Below are 18,997 nucleotides of genomic sequence, written 5' to 3'. Positions count from 1 at the left end.
GGAGGAAATAAGGATGAAAATCGGAGAAATCATGGCTTTAGACAGAGAAATTACCTTAAACGAAGGGAAAAAGAGTCTTGTGCTTTCTGTGTCCAATGTAGGAGACAGACCGGTGCAGATAGGCTCCCATTTTCACTTCTTTGAAGTCAACAGATGTCTGAAATTTGACAGGGAAAAAGCATATGGATACCATCTGGACATTCCTTCCGGTACTTCGGTAAGATTTGAGCCCGGAGAGGAAAAGGAAGTGCAGCTTACGGAAATGGGCGGTACAAAGCGCATCTTCGGTTTTAACGATTTGACCTGTGCCCAGGTATCCGAAAATACGAAGAAGGCAGCACTTGAGACAGCAGCGAGAAAAGGTTTTTTAGAGTAAGGAGGCAGACAAATGAGCACAAAAATTTCCGGTGAAAAATATGCGGCAATGTACGGCCCGACTACAGGGGATAAAGTAAGACTTGCAGATACCAGTCTTGTCATTGAAGTGGAAAAAGATTATACCCATTACGGTGACGAAATCAAGTTCGGCGGCGGCAAAACCATTCGTGACGGCATGGGACAGTCTGTAAAAACAAAAAGCAGCGACGGAGATTTGGATTTGGTGATTACCAATGCCCTGATTGTAGACTATACAGGGATTGTAAAGGCGGATATCGGAATTAAAGACGGCAAAATCAAGGGTATCGGCAAGGCAGGAAATCCTGCAGTCATGGACGGGGTGACTCCGGGGATGATTGTAGGCGCATCCACAGAAGCGTTGGCAGGAGAAGGTCTGATTGTCACTGCAGGCGGCATTGACACACATATTCATTACATCTGCCCGCAGCAGATTGATTGTGCGCTGTATTCCGGTGTTACTACCATGATTGGCGGCGGCACAGGTCCGGCAGACGGAACCAATGCAACTACCTGTACACCAGGCCCCTGGAATATGGAAAAAATGCTTCAGGCCGCAGAGGAGTATTCCATGAATCTGGGCTTTCTGGGCAAGGGAAACTGCTCTGATGAAGGTCCTCTGGAGGAACAGGTAAAAGCGGGCGCCATGGGACTGAAAATTCACGAAGACTGGGGTGCCACTCCGGCTGTGATTGACCACTGCTTAAATGTGGCGGACGAATATGACGTACAGGTTGCCATTCACACGGACACCTTAAACGAAGGCGGCTGCGTGGAAGATACCTTAGACGCCATTGCGGGAAGAACCATCCATACATACCACACTGAGGGCGCAGGCGGCGGACATGCGCCGGATATTATCCGTGCGGCAGCCACAGAAAACGTACTGCCCTCCTCCACAAACCCCACTATGCCGTTTACGGTAAATACTCTGGACGAACACCTGGACATGCTGATGGTATGCCATCACCTGGATAAGAAAATCCCCGAAGACGTGGCTTTTGCAGATTCCAGAATCCGTCCGGAAACCATTGCGGCAGAAGACGTACTTCACGACATGGGCGTTTTCAGTATGATGAGCTCTGACTCCCAGGCTATGGGACGTATCGGTGAGGTCATTACCAGAACCTGGCAGACTGCCAGCAAGATGAAAGACGAAAGAGGCGCCCTTTTGGAAGACGAAGCCAATGGAAACGACAACTTCCGTGTAAAGAGATATATTTCCAAATATACCATTAATCCGGCTATTACCCACGGAATTTCCAACTATGTAGGTTCTGTGGAAGAGGGCAAATTTGCAGACCTGGTACTGTGGAATCCCGCTTTCTTTGGTGTGAAGCCGGAAATGATTTTAAAAGGCGGCATGATTGTGGCTTCCAAAATGGGTGACGCCAACGCTTCCATCCCGACTACACAGCCTGTTATCTACCGTCCGATGTTCGGAGCCCAGGGAAAGGCAAAATACAAAACCAGCATTACTTTTGTATCCAAAGCGGCAGCAGAAGGCGGCGTAAAGGAAAAATACGGACTGGAGAAAATGGTGCTTCCAGTAGAAAACTGCAGAAATATCGGCAAAAAGGATATGAAATTCAACGGCGCCACACCGGAAATCACGGTGGATCCGGAAACCTACGAGGTAAAGGCAGACGGCGTTTCGATTACTTCCAAACCGGCTAAGAGTCTTCCACTGACACAGCTTTACAGTTTATTCTAGAAGAGGAGAGGGAATATGTTAGGAGTTTGTCTGCTTTTTGTAGGAATTGTGCTAATTAACAACGGTATCTGCGGTCTTTGCCGCATAGACGGGAAAGCAGCGTCTGTGATGAATATTTTCACAGGCGGTCTCTCCCTGTTTATTAACTTCGTCAATCTGGCTCAGGGAAATTATTATGCGGCAGGTACCGGGCTTCTCTTTGGCTTTACCTACTTGTTTGTAGCTGCCAACAATCTGTTTCATCTGGACACCCGTCCGTTTGCCTGGTTTTCTTCTTTCGTGGCAGTCAATGCTGTGATTTTCGGAACCATGGAAGGCTTTTTGGGAATTCCTGCATGGAATATTTCCCCGGACTGGAGATGGGCAGCTATCTGGTATCTGTGGGCCATTCTCTGGGGAACGGCTTTTGTAGAGGATATTATGGGAAAGAAGCTGGGAAAATTTGTGCCCTGCCTGCAGGTGTTTGAAGGCGTGGTAACGGCCTGGATTCCGGGCGTAATGCTGTTATTAAACTGGTGGTAGGAGAGAGAAAACATGCTGTGTGAAAATATTTGGGGAAATCTAAAAGATATTGATACAACAGGAAAAAAGATAGATTATGTGGAATTTGAATGGGATGAAGCCTTTAAAAGAATTCACAAGAAGGTCAGCAGAGCGGGAAAAGAAGTGGGTATCCGTCTGGACGATTCTGTGCTGACGAAAGGAATCCGCACGGGAGATATTCTCTGGCAGGAGGGAGATGAACTTCTGGCGGCGGAAATTCTGCCCTGTAAAGTCATTGAGGTAAAGCTTACCAAAGGCCATGAAAAAATGGCCGCCAAGGTCTGCTACGAAATCGGAAACCGTCACGCCGTACTTCTGTGGGGAGAGGAGGAACAGACTTTCCTCACTCCCTACACACAGCCGGTATTGGAAATGCTGGAAAAAATCCACGGCGTAAAGGCAGAAGTAAAAGAACAGGCGCTGGATTTTGACAAAAGAATCTCCGCCTCCATCAATTCCCATACACATTAAAAACTGGAAAAGGGAGAGCGTATGGATAAAAAGAGTAAATTTCTGCTGCTGCAGGTGAATGACGCCCTGTTTCCCATAGGGGGATATTCCCATTCCTATGGACTGGAAACTTATATTCAGAAAGAACTTGTCACCAATGCAGCAGAGGCAGAATCCTATATCAGAAACAAACTGACACAGAATCTTCTGTACAATGAACTTTTCTTCTGCCGTCTGGCCTGGGAACGGGGGCAGGCACAGGATATGGAAGGCTTACAGGAGCTGGAAGAAGTGCTGGAGGCGGGAAAAGTGCCGTCAGAAATCCGGGAGGCGTCCAAAAAGATGGGCTCCCGGTTTGCAAAGACACTGAAAAACTGTGGAATTGTCTATGAGACACCGGTCTTTCTCCGCTATCTGGAGAAAAAAAAGAACGGCAGCGTACATCATGTCATAGCTTACGGAATTTTCTGCAGCAGCATTGGCATTTCCCTGGAAGACTGCCTGGAACATTTTCTCTATGCCCAAACGTCTGCCATGGTGACCAACTGTGTAAAAAGCATACCTTTAAGCCAGACCACGGGACAGCAGATTCTGGTGTCCTGTACAGAGGAAATGAGCCGCCTTTTGGAACAGGTGAAGGAACTTCCAACAGAACTTCTGGGGGCAGGCGCTCCCGGATTTGACATTCGGTGTATGCAGCATGAAGGGCTGTATTCCAGAATTTATATGTCATAATAACAGAGGAAAGGGGACAAAACATGTCTTATGTGAAAATAGGTGTTGCCGGGCCGGTGGGTTCCGGCAAAACGGCGTTAATTGAATGTCTGACAAGAAAAATGGCAGGACAGTACAGTATTGGAGTCATTACCAATGATATTTATACAAAAGAAGATGCGGAATTTCTCTGCAAAAACAGTGTGCTTCCAAGAGAGCGCATTATCGGTGTGGAAACCGGCGGCTGCCCCCACACGGCTATTCGGGAAGATGCTTCCATGAATCTGGAAGCAGTAGATGAGATGCTGGAGCGTTTTCCGGATATAGAGCTGTTGTTTATAGAAAGCGGCGGAGATAACCTGTCTGCTACCTTCAGTCCGGAACTGGTAGACGCTACTATTTTCGTCATTGATGTAGCAGAGGGGGACAAGATTCCGAGAAAAGGCGGTCCGGGCATTGTTCGTTCCGACCTGCTTGTGATTAACAAGACCGATTTAGCGCCCTATGTAGGGGCCAGTCTGGAAGTTATGGAACGGGATTCCAAAAAAATGCGGAAAGACAGACCCTTCCTCTTTACCAACATCCGGGGCGAAGAGGGCACGGATAAGGTTGTGGAATGGATACAGAAAAACGTACTTCTGGAAGGATGTTAAGTATGGAAAATCAATTCGGAAGAACTTCTCTTTGCACCCTGAGGGCAGGGGAAAAAGAGGGGAAAACCGTACTGGAACAGGTGTCGTTTACCGCGCCCTTTAAGATTATGAGCCCCTTTTACGAATCGGGAGACTTTATGCATGTCATGCTTTTGTCCGCTTCAGCAGGCATTATGGAAGGGGATACCCAGGAATTTGACATAGAGGTAAAGGAGGGCGGCAGACTGCGGTTTTCCGCCCAGGCTTATGAAAAAATCCACAAGATGAAGCAGGGCAGCGCCAGGAGAAATGCCCGTATTCGGGTAGCGCACGGCGGTATCATGGACTACGGTTCCCAGCCGGTGATTCCCTTTGCACAATCTGCCTTTCGCAGCACTTTGGAGGCGGAGCTTGAAGACGAAAGTTCCCTTTTCCTGTATCAGGAGGTGCTGTCCTGCGGGCGGGCTGCCAGAGGAGAAAAATTTGAATACCGTTTTTATCATAATCTGGTTCATGTAAGGCGACAGGGGAAACTGATTTACAGGGACAACTGTTTCTTTGAACCTGAAACCATGGACCTGCCAGGACTTGGCATGTATGAAGGCTTTTCCCATATGGGCAGTTTTTTGGTGTTCGGAACGGAAAATACGTCAGAGAAAGTGGAGAAAATCCGGGAACTTCTGGAGGAGGACGAAAAGACTCAGGGCGGTGTGACGCGGATTTCGGATATGGATTTGGCGGTCCGGATTCTGGGAAACGGTGCACAGCATATAGAAGACTTGTTTGCACAGATACGGAAAATCATTGACATTTAAAATGTGGACTGCTATAATACGACCCATAAAGGACAAGGGCGTTCTTATTCAGAGATTTGAATAAGTGCGCCCTTTTTGTAAAAGGAGCAAAAACTATGGAAAAGTATACCAGAGAAGATATTCTGCAGATGGCAGAAGAGGAGGATGTGGAATTTATCCGTCTCCAGTTCACCGATATGTTCGGAACCATGAAGAATATTGCGGTTCCGTTCAGTAAGCTGGAAAAGGCCATGGACAACCAGTGCGTCATAGACGCGTCTTCCATGGAGGGTTTTTATCGAAACGAAGAGGAGGACATGTATTTACATCCGGATTTGAATACGTTCTGTATTCTGCCCTGGCGTCCTCAGCAGGGGAAGGTGGCAAGATTTATCTGCGATATTTATAAGGCGGACGGCACGCCTTACAGAGAAAGTCCCAGATATATTCTGCAGGAAACCGTAAGGAAAGCAAAGGAAAAGGGATATACGTTTATGGTAAATCCCGAGTGTGAATTTTTCCTGTTTCACACGGATGATAACGGCATGCCCACCACAGTCACCCATGAGCAGGCGGGCTATATGGATTTGAGTCCTGTGGATCTGGGCGAAAATGCCAGAAGAGATATTGTGCTTACCCTGGAGGAAATGGGATATGATGTGGAATCTTCCCACCATGAGATTGCGCCCGGACAGCAGGAAATTGACTTTACCATGTCAGATGTTCAGGAAACCGCGGACAAGCTGATGACCTTTAAAGTAGCGGTGCGAACCATTTCCAAGCGCCACGGGCTTCACGCTACCTTTATGCCAAAGCCGAAAGAAGAGGTCAATGGTTCCGGTATGCACATCAACATGGTTTTGTATAAGGACGGGAAGAATATTTTTGAAGACGAAAACGACATTCTGGGACTCAGCCGTGAAGCCTATGCTTTTATTGCGGGAATTCTGGAGCACATCAAGGGCATGACGGCAATTTTCAATCCGCTGGTGAATTCTTACAAACGTCTGGTGCCGGGATTTGAGGCGCCTTCGGAGATTACCTGGTCTTCAGGACAGAGAACTGCCCTTATCAAGGTGCCGTCCAGACGGCAGAGAGAGAAAGAAATCGAGCTGAGGAGCCCGGATCCTTCCGCAAACCCATATCTGGTCTTTGCCCTTTGCCTGGCCGCAGGGATTGATGGGATTGAGCGGAATCTGGAGATACCGGAGGAACTGACAAAAAGTATTCGCAGCATGTCTGAGGAAGAGAAAAACAGTCAGGGAATTGACTCCCTGCCGGAAAATTTAAGCGACGCTTTATATGAACTGGAAAAAGATGTGTGGCTGAAAGAAATACTTGGAACTGCCTTTTTTGAGCATTATAAGAAAGCGAAGAAAAAGGAGTGGAAAAGCTACATGAAACAGGTTTCCGATTGGGAGCTGGAGCAGTATTTATACCAGATATAAGCAGAAGGAGAAAAGGCAGGGAGCAGTATATGAGCATCATCATTGTGGCATTACCAAAAATTGAAGATGCAAAGCGGATACGCAGAATCCTCACCGACCACGGATTTGAAAATATTGTATCCTGCAATACCGCTTCCGCAGCTTTGATTGAAGCAAACAGACATCAGAGGGGACTGGTTATCAGCAGCTACAAACTGCCGGATATGCATTATTCCCAGCTTGCACAGTGCATCCCGGATTATTTCGAAATGCTGCTGATAGGATCGGCCACTACGGTAAGTGCGGCAGGCAGCGGTATTATGGCCATTACCACGCCTGTGAAAATTTACGACCTGGTCAACACAGTGGAACTGATGGCAGGTCAGGCAGAGAAAAGATACAAGAAAGCAAAGAAGAAGCCGAAGAAACGGTCAGAGAGGGAAGAGAATTATATTAAAAATGCCAAACTGCTTTTGATGGAGCGAAATCATCTTTCCGAGGAGGAGGCTTTCCGTTATATTCAGAAATGCAGTATGGACAGCGGTACAAATATGGTGGAAACGGCCCAGATGGTATTGACACTGATTTATGACGAATGTTAAAGGAGAATGTGAAATGTTTACGATAAATGAAAATTACCTGAAACTGCCGGGAAGCTATCTGTTTTCCGACATTGCGAAGAAAATTGCGGCATATCAGCAGGAAAATCCGGAAAAAGAGATTATCCGGCTGGGAATCGGAGACGTGACGCAGCCTTTAGCGCCGGTCATTATTCAGGCTCTGCACAGTGCGGTGGAGGAAATGGCTCACGGGGAGACCTTTCACGGTTATGCCCCGGATAAGGGATATGGGTTTTTAAGAGAAGCCATTGCCAAAAATGATTTTCAGGACAGAGGATGCCGAATTGACGCAGATGAAATCTTTGTGTCAGACGGCGCCAAGTGCGATTCCGGAAATATTCAGGAAATCCTTGCTTTGAACAACAAAATCGCTGTCTGCGATCCTGTGTATCCGGTGTATGTGGACACCAACGTGATGGCAGGGCGCACAGGCGGCTACAATCCCAAGACGCAGAATTTTGACGGTATGATTTACATGCCCTGTACAGCCCAAAACGGTTTTGTGCCGGAATTTCCAAAGGAAACGCCGGATGTTCTTTATCTCTGTTTTCCAAACAATCCTACAGGAGCTGCAGTAACAAAAGCACAGCTGCAGGAATGGGTGGACTATGCCAACAGAAACGGAATTCTCATTATCTATGACGCGGCTTATGAGGCTTACATTACCCAGGAAGAAGTGCCTCACAGCATTTACGAATGTGAAGGCGCGCAGACCTGTGCCATAGAGCTTCGCAGCTTTTCCAAGAATGCGGGATTTACAGGGGTGCGTCTGGGATACACGGTTGTTCCGAAAGAATTGAAGTCCGGGGAGATTTCTCTGAATGCTCTGTGGGCAAGACGCCATGGCACGAAGTATAACGGCGCGCCTTATATTGTACAGAAAGCAGGGGCAGCCGTGTATACAGAAGAAGGAAAAGCCCAGGTGAAAGAGCAGGTGGCTTATTACATGCGGAATGCACATGCCATTTACAATGGCCTGAAAAAAGCGGGTTACACCGTATCCGGCGGTGTCAATGCCCCGTATGTATGGCTGAAAACACCGGGAAATACCACTTCATGGGACTTTTTCGACCAGCTTTTAAAGACGGCAAATGTGGTAGGCACACCGGGAAGCGGATTCGGAGCCCATGGAGAGGGATATTTCCGTCTCAGCGCCTTTGGTACCTATGAAAATACGCTGGAAGCCATTGACAGAATCACGAAAATGTAATCCCTGCTTTTCAGACGGAACGGTTTGTGTTAAGCTACCTTTATAGTATAGAGAACAATAAGGAGGCAGCTATGGATATTAATCAGTTTCAGGAGAAATTAAAGGATATACAGACCTTAGCCATGCAGAATGGAAAAAAGGTTCACACAGAGTTGGTAGAGCAGTTTTTTGACGAACCGGGCATGGATAAGGACAAACTGCAGAAAGTGTATGATTTTCTCGAAGTCCAGGGAATCTATGTGGAGGGATACAGCAAAAGCCGTCCTAAAGAAGCAGAGGCAGATGTTCCGGCGGAAATTCTGGCGCTTACCCCGGAGGAAGAAGCCTTTCTGGAGGAGTACCTGGAGGGCTTTGTACTTCCAGGTCAGGCGGAAAAAGAAGCTGTTTTAAAGGCGCTGAAAGCAGGCGGAGACTATGAAGCAGAAGAACTGCTGCGCTGTCTGCAGGAGGATTTGATTCAGGCGGCAAAGGAATTGAACTGTCGGGAAATCTTTTTCGGAGACTTGCTGCAGGAGGGCAACATGGGGCTTCTTATGGCTGTCAAAAGCGCAGAAGAACAGGAAAATCTTGCCAAGTGGCTTCTGGAAGAGGCCAGAAGTACCATGCGCCTTTTTATTGAAGACCAGACACAGCAGAAAAAAGAGGACAATATTCTGGTGGAAAAGGTGCGGAATCTGGAAACAAGGGTGAAAGAACTGACAGAAGACGAAAATGTGAAATACAGTGTGGAAGAACTGGCGGCCTTTCTGGACATGGATCCGGAGGAGATGGAAGCCGTGATTAAGCTGACCGGAGACGATAAATAAGCGGTTTATTCTTTTTTTATAGAATAAACATGTTTTCTTCATTGCATATTATCTTTGAAAGACGTATAGTTGATATAACAAGAATAGCACAGCAGATTTTTGTGTCTGCCATGTGCTGAAACGGAGGAGATAGAAATGGACGTTGAAGAAAAAAAGAAACCCCAGCCGCCGAAGAAACCGCTGCTGTTCTGGTATGCGATTATTCTGGTGGCTTTGATGGTCATTAATTTATTTATTACCCCGGCCATAGCGGAGAAAAGTATTAAACAGGTATCCTATGATAAATTTCTGGAAGATTTGGATGATGGAAAAATCAAAGAAGTAAATCTGGAATCCGATACAATTTATTATTCCCTGGAGAGTGAAGACAAGAACGGAAAAGAGCAGATTTGCAAGACCGGACGTATTGCGGACGGACAGGAGGTAGAACGTCTGCAGGAGGCGGGCGTAAAGTTCTCCTCTGAGATACCGAACAGAGCCAATCCTCTTGTGAGTTTTTTGATTTCCTGGGTACTTCCTTTTGTATTTATCTGGTTTGTAGGCGGCTGGTTTATGAAACGGATGATGAAAGGTATGGGAGGCGCCGGAGGTCCGGGCGCTATGACATTCGGAAAGAGCAATGCCAAGATTTATGTGAAATCCTCTACGGGAATTAAATTTTCAGACGTAGCGGGAGAGGATGAGGCGAAAGAACTTCTGACCGAAATCGTGGATTACCTTCACAACCCTGAAAAATACAGAGAAATCGGCGCTTCTATGCCGAAGGGCGCACTTCTTGTAGGCCCTCCGGGAACCGGTAAAACTCTTCTGGCAAAAGCCGTTGCAGGAGAAGCCAATGTGCCGTTTTTCTCCATTTCCGGTTCTGAATTTGTGGAGATGTTTGTGGGTATGGGCGCTGCCAAGGTAAGAGATTTGTTTAAGCAGGCCAACGAAAAAGCCCCCTGTATTGTGTTCATTGACGAGATTGATACCATTGGTAAAAAGCGTGACGGCAGCGCCATGGGCGGTAATGACGAGAGAGAGCAGACCCTGAACCAGCTTCTGACCGAGATGGACGGATTCGACGGATCTAAGGGTGTTGTGATTCTGGCTGCGACCAACCGGCCGGATTCCCTGGATGCGGCCCTGCTTCGTCCCGGCCGTTTTGACCGGAGAATTCCGGTGGAACTTCCGGACTTAAAGGGAAGAGAAGAAATCCTGAAGGTACATGCAAGAAAAATTAAGATTTCCGATAATGTAAACTTCCACGAAATTGCAAAGGCAGCTTCCGGCGCTTCCGGCGCAGAGCTGGCCAATATTGTCAATGAAGCGGCGCTTCGGGCTGTTCGTGACAGAAGAAAATTTGCCACACAGGCGGATATGGAAGAGAGTATCGAAGTGGTAATTGCCGGTTATCAGAAAAAGAGCCGTGTGCTGTCTGAGAAGGAAAAGCTGATTGTTTCCTATCACGAAGTGGGCCATGCGCTGGTAGCCGCTTTGCAGACCAATTCCGCCCCGGTACACAAGATTACCATTATTCCCAGAACGTCAGGCGCTCTCGGCTACACCATGCAGGTGGATGAAGGTGAGCACTTCCTGATGTCCAAAGAGGAACTGGAGAATAAGATTGCAACCTTTACAGGCGGAAGGGCGGCAGAAGAGCTTATCTTCCACTCCGTAACCACAGGTGCGTCAAATGATATTGAGCAGGCAACCAAGATTGCCAGAGGCATGATTACCCGCTTCGGTATGAGCGATGAATTTGATATGGTGGCTATGGAGAGCATGTCCAATCAGTATCTGGGCGGTGACAGTGCCCTGGCCTGCTCCTTTGAGACACAGACTTTGATTGACAAGAAAGTTGTGGAACTGGTTAAAAAACAGCATGATAAGGCCTATAAGATACTGGAAGATAACATTGCGAAACTCCATGAACTGGCGAAATTCCTGTATGAGCACGAAACCATTACCGGAGAAGAATTCATGAGAATTCTGGAAACGAAGCCGAGAATCGGTATGAGTGAACCGGAAGAGACAGAAAGCAGTGAAGTTTCTGAAGAGGCTGCGGAAGAAGAATAGAGCTAAATTTATTATAGGAAAAGCGGGGACTATCGTACGAATATTCGTGTGGTAGTCCCTTTTCTATAGGCGAAAGGTTTTGTGTCCGCTAAAAATAGTAAGAAATTTTACATTAAAATGAGAAAAAACACCTATTGAGCCATCCCAGGCAAAATGCTAAAATGACCTTATCATCAATGGTTTATGTAAAGGAGAAGGACAATGATTCAGAAATACAAGTTTGGAAAGCCTTTTGAAACAGAGGCGGTTGTGCGGGACATTCCCTGTGCGGAAGGAATGCCGAAGTACGGAAACATTAATCTGGAAAAAGGATTTCGGTTTACTTACGAAATGCAGGAAAAGGACATGGTGTATGGGCTGGGAGAGGCGAACAGAGGCATCAATAAGCGTGGTTTTGTTTACATAAGTAACTGTACCGATGACCCGGAGCACACAGAAGACAAAAAGTCTCTGTACGGCGCGCACAATTTTATTATCGTATCCGGGGAAGAAACCTTTGGTATGTTTGTGGATTACCCGTCTGCTTTGACTTTTGACATTGGCTATACACAGCAGAACCGTCTGGATATCACCTGTGAAGATGCGGATTTGTACCTTTATATCATAGAAGGAACTTCTGCCTACGATATTGTGAAACAGTTCCGTAAAATCATCGGACGAAGCTATATTCCTCCGAAATTTGCTTTTGGTTTCGGACAGAGCCGCTGGGGCTATAAGACAGCAGAGGATTTCCGTGAAGTGGTGAGACAATACAGAGAAAATCACATTCCTATGGATATGCTGTACATGGATATTGACTACATGGAATCCTTCAAAGACTTTACAGTAAATAAAGAGAATTTCCCGGACTTCAAGGCATTTGTGGATGAAATGAAAGCCCAGGACATCCATTTGATTCCCATTATTGATGCCGGGGTAAAAATTGAGGATGGATATGATATCTACGAAGAGGGAAAAGCCAAGGGGTATTTCTGTAAGCAGGAAGACGGCAAAGAATTTGTAGGAGCCGTATGGCCGGGCTGGACCCATTTTCCGGATGTGCTGAATCCAGAGGCAAGAGAGTGGTTTGGCAGTAAATATGAAATTCTGACTTCTCAGGGAATCGAAGGCTTTTGGAATGACATGAATGAGCCGGCAATTTTCTACTCTGAAAAGGGTGAAAAAGAACTTCGGGACATGGTAGACGCTTATGCAGAGGACAAGAGCCGCGGCACTTACGGCATTACCGAGAAACTGCAGCACTTGAGCAATGACCCGGAGGACTATCGCAGCTTTTATCACAAGGTAAAGGGAGAGAGAGTCCGTCATGATAAGGTGCACAATCTTTTTGGCTATAACATGACCCGTGCAGCAGGAGAGGCCTTTGAGAAAATTGCGCCGGATAAGAGAATTCTCATGTTTTCCAGAGCTTCTTACATTGGTATGCACCGCTATGGCGGTATCTGGACAGGAGACAACAAATCCTGGTGGTCTCATCTGCTTCTGAATCTGAAAATGATGCCCTCCTTAAATATGTGCGGTTTCCTGTATGCAGGTGCGGACTTAGGCGGATTTGGGGCAGACGCCACAGCGGATTTAGTGCTGCGCTGGACAGCCCTTGGAGTATTTACACCTCTTATGCGAAACCATTCTGCCCTGGGAACCAGAGAGCAGGAAAGCTACCGCTTTGGAAATGCAGAAGATTTCCGCCATGTAATTGGTGTGCGCTATCGTCTGGTGCCATATCTGTACAGTGAGTACATGAAAGCTGCGCTGCAGGATGATATGTACTTTAAGCCGCTGGCCTTTGTGTATCCGGAAGATACACGGGCGCGGACTGTGGAAGACCAGTTGATGCTGGGAAATGAAATCATGATTGCACCTGTTTACACGCAGAATGCAGACGGACGCTGTGTCTATCTGCCGGAAGAAATGATGTTCGTGAAATTCATGCCGGACGGCAGCATCCATGAAGAGATACTGGAAAAAGGACATCACTATGTAGAAGTGGCGCTGAACGAAGTACCGCTGTTTATCCGCAAAGGAAAATGCATTCCTGTGGCTGATGTGGCAGAAAGCGTCAGCCGGATTCGGGAAGACAGTATTCAGTATGTGGGATACGAAGGGGCGTCCTATGAATTGTATGAGGATGATGGAGTGAGCCGGATTTAGAGAAAAAGGTGAAAACATAGAAAAGGCTGTCGTAGGAAAGCGGCGGCCTTTTCTATGTTTATAAAAATCGTTGTCCTAGAAAATTTCTTTGCTTATTTTTTCAATCACTTCACTTGTAGCTTCATAGACACCTGGGAAGGTACTGATACCAAGTCCCTGGGTCAGACATGGAATAAAGTATTTTGTACCGTTTTCCTGGCAGACCCTGCGAACTTCTTTATCTACCAGTTCCGGCGTCCAGTCGGGTCTGTCGATGGAGGCACTGTCAATACCGCCCATAAAAGTTATCTGACCTCCGTATTTTTCAATCAGTTCCGGAATGTTGTTGGAACTCATAGTTCCCTGCCAGATATCAATCCCCATATCAATCATGTATGGAACCAGTGTTGCAGCGTAAGAATCACTGTGGTGGATAATCAGTTCTACTCCATGAGATTTATAATAGCCGTAAATCTTTTTGTAAGAAGGCAGAATAAATTCCTCAAACATGGCAGGAGAAATAAAGGTTGAAGTCTGGCTGCCCCAGTCATCATGATGAAAAATGGCGTCTGGCTTTATGTATCTGCAGATTTTTTCCGCATACTGCAGTTCCCATTCCGTGAGGTAGTCAATGAGCTCCTGGGTAGCTTCCGGTTCCTCATAAAAATTCATCAGACAGTTCTGGATTTCCTGCAGATGATGACACTGCTCAAAAATACCAGGTGCTATGAACTGAGTAACAAAATATTCTTTTCGGTCAATTTCCTCTGCAGCTTTGATATAAGGTTCCCATTCAGCATCAGAATAATCCAGCCGCGGTGCGTGTACATAATTTTTCCAGTCTGTAATATCCTTGCATACGATGTGTTCCTCATCGTGAATAGGGAAACCGCCCGGCGTACCTTCCGGCCATACATTGGTTACACCCCAGGCATTTTTCATAGGACCTTTCCCATATTCCGGTGCCGGGTTATTTACCGTATAAGGATTATTCATAAGCATAGCCAGTGCTTCATACTGATTTACATAACGGTCCGGTTTCCCGCCCCGGACGGTTTCTAATAAGTTTTGCCTTTTTGTGAGCATACGCAATACCTCCTTGTGACCGGGTACATGAACTGTACCCGTATAATCTCATAAAGGGCTGTTGGTGGACCAGCTCCTTCTTGCCTGACCTTATGATAACAGGAAAGGCGGCAGTCTGTAAATCCGTATAAATAAGGTAAAATCCTTTTAGTATTGCGACACTGTGTAGGAAACCCTACATTTCCTCATTATCCAGAAGGCGGAAGGACAGATTCAGATAAAACAGTTCGTCCGGGTCTTCCAAATCCGTTTCCAGAATACTTTTAATTCGCTCCAGACGGTACAGAAAGGTACTCCGGTGGATAAAGAGAGCCTTGGCGCTTTGAACAGTATTCAGATTGTGTTCCAGATAGACACGCAGAGTTTTCATGTATTCCGTATTCTGCAGTTTGTCGGATTTTTGTAAATCCAGTAATTTCTCGTAACAGAGCATATGGCCGGGAAAAGTTTTTACGGACTGCCGGAGAATATAAGGCAGGGCAATCTGGTTAAAATGATGAATCCAGAGCTGGGGACGGATTTCCAGCCCCAGAGTCAGGGCGGTGAGACCCTGCAGATACTGCCTGCGCAGATTCATGTGCCCGCACATGGAACGGCTGTATCCGGCTTTTAACATACTGTCCCGGATAAAATATACAAGTCCCCGGAAAATGTCTTCCGCTTCCATTTTTAATAGTGTTTCGTTATAGAAGCTTACCACATATTCCTTGAAAACAAGACTGCAGGAAGCGGGAAATTTATTTTTGATATACTGGCATATGGTATTCCCGTTCAGGGAAGACGGCCCTTCTGTCTGAATGACGGAGCACAGATAGGTATGCTCTGCCAGCCAGCCCACATTGGTGAGCAGATGGCTGATACCCATGTAATCGGCAGTGCAGTCCGATAAAACGCTCTGAAAAATAGATTGCAGAGTCGTACTGCGGGAAGAGGATTCTGACTGCATACGGTGCAGAATGTACTCTGCGTGATGAGCCAGAATGGTAATCAGATACCAGTCTGCATCTGTGAGAGGCGTTCCGTTTTCGAGAATGGAGAGCTGGTATGCCGGTTTTTCATCCAGAAACAGGCGGATGTTCAGAGAACGGTGTCCGGTAAGATAGGCCGGAAAGAGGAAAGGCTTTGGAGAAGCGTCCTCCAGATGAAAATTTTCGTCCTGAATCAATGCGTGAATATAATCCAGACGGAGCGTATGATTTTCAAATATCTGCTGTTCTTCGGGAAGCTGGGAAAGTCCCCGGTGGGCCACCAGAGAAAAATCCATATTCATAATGCACAGAGGATTTTTAAATACGGGCTGGGAGATTTCCAGTAAATCGGACAAGGAACCATTCTGATGACAAATGGATACCAATTGCCCTTCCCATTCTTCATAGTAATCAAAAATAGACTGGATACAGTTAAATACATGAATAACTGAAGTATGGCAGGACAGCAGCAGACAGGAAAAACGACCCTCCGGGAGATGGGAGGTCTCATCTTTCTGGCAGATAATCAGCACGGCATCCTCTGGTATGGATGAAAAAACATCCAGGTCTAAAATAGCGTCTGTGAGATAAATATGGTTATTTTTAAACCCCTTGTCTGCCTCAAAGAAAAAGGGACGGGCAAGGGGTTGGTTTTTGGATAAAAGCCGATAGTCAGCAATGTGAAATTGTTCCTTCAAATTTTGATATAGTAAAATAGAGGTAAGCTGCAAAGTAAAATTCTCCCCCTTTCCTCAGACAATAAAGGTTTTTGCCAGTTCTGCCGCGTCGACAGCGGATTCTGTGTAAGCGTCAGCGCCGATATGTTCAGCAAATTCTTTTGTCACGGCGCCGCCGCCGCGTTTTATAGTGTTTTACAATGGTCTGGAGGAACAGCCGGACAGGAAAATCTTAAGACTGTCTGATTTGTATACTATAAAAGAAGAATACAGTCTGGAGCTGAAAGCAGTTATGCTGAATGTAAACAGCGGGCACAACAAAGAGCTGATGAAAATGAGTCATACCTTGTGGGAATACGCGGAATATACGGCGAGAGTGAGGAAACACGCGGAGGAAATGGAACTGGCCGAGGCAGTAGAGAGAGCCATAGAAGAGTGTATAAAGGAAGGGATACTGAAAGAATTTCTGGAGAAGAATCGAGTGGAGGCGAAGAGCATGAGTATATTTGAGTATGACCAGGAAAAGCATATGAGGCAGGAGATGGAAGAAGCCTGGGAGGAAGGAAAGAAGGAAGGAAAGCGAGAGTTGCTCTGTAAACTGATACAGAAGAAGATACAGAAAGGAAAAACTACGGCAGAAATCGCAGAGGATTTAGAAGAACCGGAAGAGGTCATAGCGGAAATTTTGCAAGATTCAAACTGCTCTTTATCTAAATAAAACAAAAGAGGAGTGTTGAGAAATTTGCATAAAAAGTGAACGAAAAACAACGGAGAAAATGCAAAAATAATTTTGACTATATTAGCGCGTTGAAGTGCGAAAAGTCAAAAGGGAGAAGTGCTGCCAAGGGTATTGTTTTGGGGATTTAAAGGTGCTATGATTAGGAATCGTAAAGAGAAACTTTTAAATATGCAAAGAAAAAGAAAAGAGGCAATGCTATATGGCAGCAAAAGAAAATAAAACAGAGGGAAAGAAGAGTTTTAAACAGAAATTTCATGATTATTGTATGAGACAGTCCTTGATTGCACCTTTTGGACTGAATGACAAAGAAGATAAATATTACCACAGCATTTTTAACTTTACAAAATAGGAAGAGTAAAAATGACGAAAAAGAAGAGGTTTGTGTGCAGAACACAGTCTCTTCTTTTTTTGCGGTTAAAAACAGTGGAAATGTGGGAATGTCTTGAATCCAGCCGGAGACATGGGGTATAATGTCTCTTACGACCATGAAACAGACAAAAGAGGGGGATTGTGATGAAAAGTACATGGAGACAAAAGCTGATAGGAGACAAAAGTTTTTATAAGATGGTGCTGCTCATAGCCGTACCGATTATGATTCAGAATGGTATTACGAATTTTGTAAGTCTTCTGGACAACATTATGGTGGGTCAGGTCGGGACAGAGCAGATGACCGGTGTGGCCATTGTCAACCAGTTGATTTTTGTATATAATCTGTGCATTTTCGGAGGGGTTTCCGGTGCGGGGATTTTTACAGCACAGTTTTTCGGGCAGAAGGATGATGAAGGCGTGGCAAATACCATGCGGTTTAAACTTTACATGGGAGTAATTCTGACGGGAATTACGATTCTGCTGTTTCTTACTTTTGGGGAATCGCTCATTCAGATGTATTTAAACGGAAATCAGGACGGAGGAGATGTGGCTGCCGCACTGCGCTATGGAAAAGAATATCTGAGAATTATGCTCATAGGTCTGCCGCCGTTTATGCTGGTGCAGGTTTATGCCAGTACACTGAGAGAGTGCGGAAGAACTGTTACACCTATGAAGGCAGGTATTGTGGCTGTGATAGTGAATCTGGTATTTAATTATTTTCTGATTTACGGTAAATTCGGATTTCCAAAGCTGGGTGTGGCGGGAGCCGCAGTTGCAACCGTGATGTCCCGCTATGTGGAGGCTTTTATTGTAGTGGGCTGGACACACAGGCACAGGGAAATCAATACCTATATTTCAGGTCTGTATAAGACTGCAAAGATACCGGGATATCTGGTGAAAAGGATTCTGATAAAGGGAACGCCGCTGCTGCTGAACGAGACTCTTTGGGCGGCGGGCATGGCTATTCTTTTGCAGTGTTATTCTGTCAGAGGCATGAACGTAGTTGCCGGAATGAACATTTCCAATACGATTTCTAATTTGTTTAATGTGGTATTTATTGCTCTGGGAGATTCTGTGGCTATTGTGGTGGGACAGCTTCTGGGGGCAGGCAAAATGGAAGAGGCAAAGGACACAGACAGAAAGATGATAGCCTTTTCTGTAGCCTGCTGTACTCTTATAGCGCTGGTCATGCTGGCCATTGCACCGCTGTTTCCACAGCTTTACAATACCAATGCCCAGTCCAGGGAATTTGCGAAATATTTTATTATGGTGACAGCCGTGTTTATGCCGCAGAATGCCTTTTTGCATGCCGCTTATTTTACCCTGCGTTCCGGAGGGAAGACGATAGTTACCTTTTTCTTTGACAGCGTGTTTATATGTTGTGTAAGTGTACCTATTGCGTATTTGCTGGGACATTTTACAAATTTGTATGTGGTGTATATTTTTATTGCTGTACAGCTTGCAGATATCGTGAAGTGCTTTATTGGATTTATTTTGGTGAAAAAAGGTGTCTGGCTGCAGAACATTGTAGAAGTATAAAAGAAAAACAGGGAATCCCTGACAGTATGACGTAGAAAGAATACGTCCGGCTGTCAGGGATTTTTTTATTTTACTGCGCTGTCTTACAAAAATTTTACCATGATTTTTGAAAACTGTGGTAGTTT

18 protein-coding genes are annotated in these 18,997 nt (G+C 45.9%); 16 read left to right on the top strand and 2 right to left on the bottom strand.

The genetic code is table 11. The features are described from left to right. Positions 1-13 precede the first annotated feature (13 nt). The 13 genes from ureB to G5A70_RS09165 all read left to right on the top strand — a co-directional run bounded on the left by ureB (position 14) and on the right by G5A70_RS09165 (position 13,515). Positions 14-376, top strand: a complete 363-nt coding sequence (gene ureB / locus G5A70_RS09225) for an urease subunit beta (protein WP_173749356.1) — start codon at positions 14-16, stop codon at positions 374-376. 12 nt (positions 377-388) lie between these two features. Continuing rightward, positions 389-2,110: an urease subunit alpha gene (gene ureC / locus G5A70_RS09220; protein ID WP_173749355.1), complete on the top strand. Its 1,722-nt coding sequence runs from the start codon at positions 389-391 to the stop codon at positions 2,108-2,110. A 15-nt stretch (positions 2,111-2,125) separates the two neighbouring features. Continuing rightward, on the top strand, positions 2,126-2,632 hold the full coding sequence (locus G5A70_RS09215) for an AmiS/UreI family transporter (protein WP_173749354.1): 507 nt from the start codon (positions 2,126-2,128) through the stop codon (positions 2,630-2,632). Positions 2,633-2,644: 12 nt separating this feature from the next. Next, a complete protein-coding gene (locus G5A70_RS09210) occupies positions 2,645-3,124 on the top strand; it encodes an urease accessory protein UreE (protein ID WP_173749353.1) in 480 nt (159 codons plus the stop codon). 21 nt (positions 3,125-3,145) lie between these two features. Then, positions 3,146-3,838 (top strand): urease accessory protein UreF, encoded by a 693-nt coding sequence (locus G5A70_RS09205; protein ID WP_173749352.1) that lies wholly within the window; start codon positions 3,146-3,148, stop codon positions 3,836-3,838. 23 nt (positions 3,839-3,861) lie between these two features. Further along, positions 3,862-4,470 carry an urease accessory protein UreG gene (gene ureG / locus G5A70_RS09200; RefSeq protein ID WP_173749351.1) on the top strand — a complete coding sequence of 203 codons (609 nt, stop codon included), beginning with the start codon at positions 3,862-3,864 and terminating at the stop codon, positions 4,468-4,470. A 2-nt stretch (positions 4,471-4,472) separates the two neighbouring features. Beyond that, on the top strand, positions 4,473-5,264 hold the full coding sequence (locus G5A70_RS09195; RefSeq protein WP_173749350.1) for an urease accessory protein UreD: 792 nt from the start codon (positions 4,473-4,475) through the stop codon (positions 5,262-5,264). Positions 5,265-5,359: 95 nt separating this feature from the next. Further along, the gene (gene glnA / locus G5A70_RS09190) at positions 5,360-6,691 is read left to right on the top strand and encodes a type I glutamate--ammonia ligase (RefSeq protein ID WP_173749349.1); all 1,332 of its coding nucleotides are present in this window, start codon (positions 5,360-5,362) and stop codon (positions 6,689-6,691) included. A 29-nt stretch (positions 6,692-6,720) separates the two neighbouring features. Beyond that, entirely contained in the window at positions 6,721-7,272 is a 552-nt protein-coding gene (locus G5A70_RS09185) for an ANTAR domain-containing response regulator (RefSeq protein ID WP_173749348.1), read from the top strand. A gap of 13 nt (positions 7,273-7,285) precedes the next feature. Further along, complete coding sequence (locus tag G5A70_RS09180; RefSeq protein ID WP_173749347.1) at positions 7,286-8,500, top strand: LL-diaminopimelate aminotransferase; 1,215 nt, start codon at positions 7,286-7,288, stop codon at positions 8,498-8,500. A 71-nt stretch (positions 8,501-8,571) separates the two neighbouring features. Beyond that, positions 8,572-9,306: an RNA polymerase subunit sigma-70 gene (locus G5A70_RS09175; protein WP_173749346.1), complete on the top strand. Its 735-nt coding sequence runs from the start codon at positions 8,572-8,574 to the stop codon at positions 9,304-9,306. A gap of 135 nt (positions 9,307-9,441) precedes the next feature. Further along, a complete protein-coding gene (ftsH, locus tag G5A70_RS09170) occupies positions 9,442-11,364 on the top strand; it encodes an ATP-dependent zinc metalloprotease FtsH (RefSeq protein ID WP_173749345.1) in 1,923 nt (640 codons plus the stop codon). Positions 11,365-11,565: 201 nt separating this feature from the next. Next, positions 11,566-13,515 carry a TIM-barrel domain-containing protein gene (locus G5A70_RS09165; RefSeq protein WP_173749344.1) on the top strand — a complete coding sequence of 650 codons (1,950 nt, stop codon included), beginning with the start codon at positions 11,566-11,568 and terminating at the stop codon, positions 13,513-13,515. A gap of 75 nt (positions 13,516-13,590) precedes the next feature. Here G5A70_RS09165 and G5A70_RS09160 read toward each other — a convergent pair whose 3' ends face one another. Both G5A70_RS09160 and G5A70_RS09155 read right to left on the bottom strand, forming a co-directional pair. Continuing rightward, positions 13,591-14,580: a uroporphyrinogen decarboxylase family protein gene (locus G5A70_RS09160; RefSeq protein ID WP_173749343.1), complete on the bottom strand. Its 990-nt coding sequence runs from the start codon at positions 14,578-14,580 to the stop codon at positions 13,591-13,593. Positions 14,581-14,755: 175 nt separating this feature from the next. Beyond that, on the bottom strand, positions 14,756-16,279 hold the full coding sequence (locus tag G5A70_RS09155) for a PucR family transcriptional regulator (RefSeq protein WP_173749342.1): 1,524 nt from the start codon (positions 16,277-16,279) through the stop codon (positions 14,756-14,758). Between the two features lie 136 nt (positions 16,280-16,415). On the opposite strand from G5A70_RS09155, the gene G5A70_RS09150 reads away from it, so the two are divergent. The 3 genes from G5A70_RS09150 to G5A70_RS09140 all read left to right on the top strand — a co-directional run bounded on the left by G5A70_RS09150 (position 16,416) and on the right by G5A70_RS09140 (position 18,872). After that, a complete protein-coding gene (locus G5A70_RS09150) occupies positions 16,416-16,943 on the top strand; it encodes a hypothetical protein (protein WP_173749341.1) in 528 nt (175 codons plus the stop codon). 220 nt (positions 16,944-17,163) lie between these two features. Continuing rightward, positions 17,164-17,313: a glutamyl-tRNA amidotransferase gene (locus G5A70_RS09145; RefSeq protein WP_173749340.1), complete on the top strand. Its 150-nt coding sequence runs from the start codon at positions 17,164-17,166 to the stop codon at positions 17,311-17,313. Between the two features lie 164 nt (positions 17,314-17,477). Beyond that, a complete protein-coding gene (locus G5A70_RS09140; protein WP_226853594.1) occupies positions 17,478-18,872 on the top strand; it encodes an MATE family efflux transporter in 1,395 nt (464 codons plus the stop codon). The last annotated feature ends 125 nt before the right edge of the window (positions 18,873-18,997 follow it).

This window comes from Blautia hansenii (assembly GCF_013304445.1).
GTDB lineage: Bacteria > Bacillota > Clostridia > Lachnospirales > Lachnospiraceae > Blautia.
This window is presented reverse-complemented; position numbering and strand designations above follow the sequence as displayed.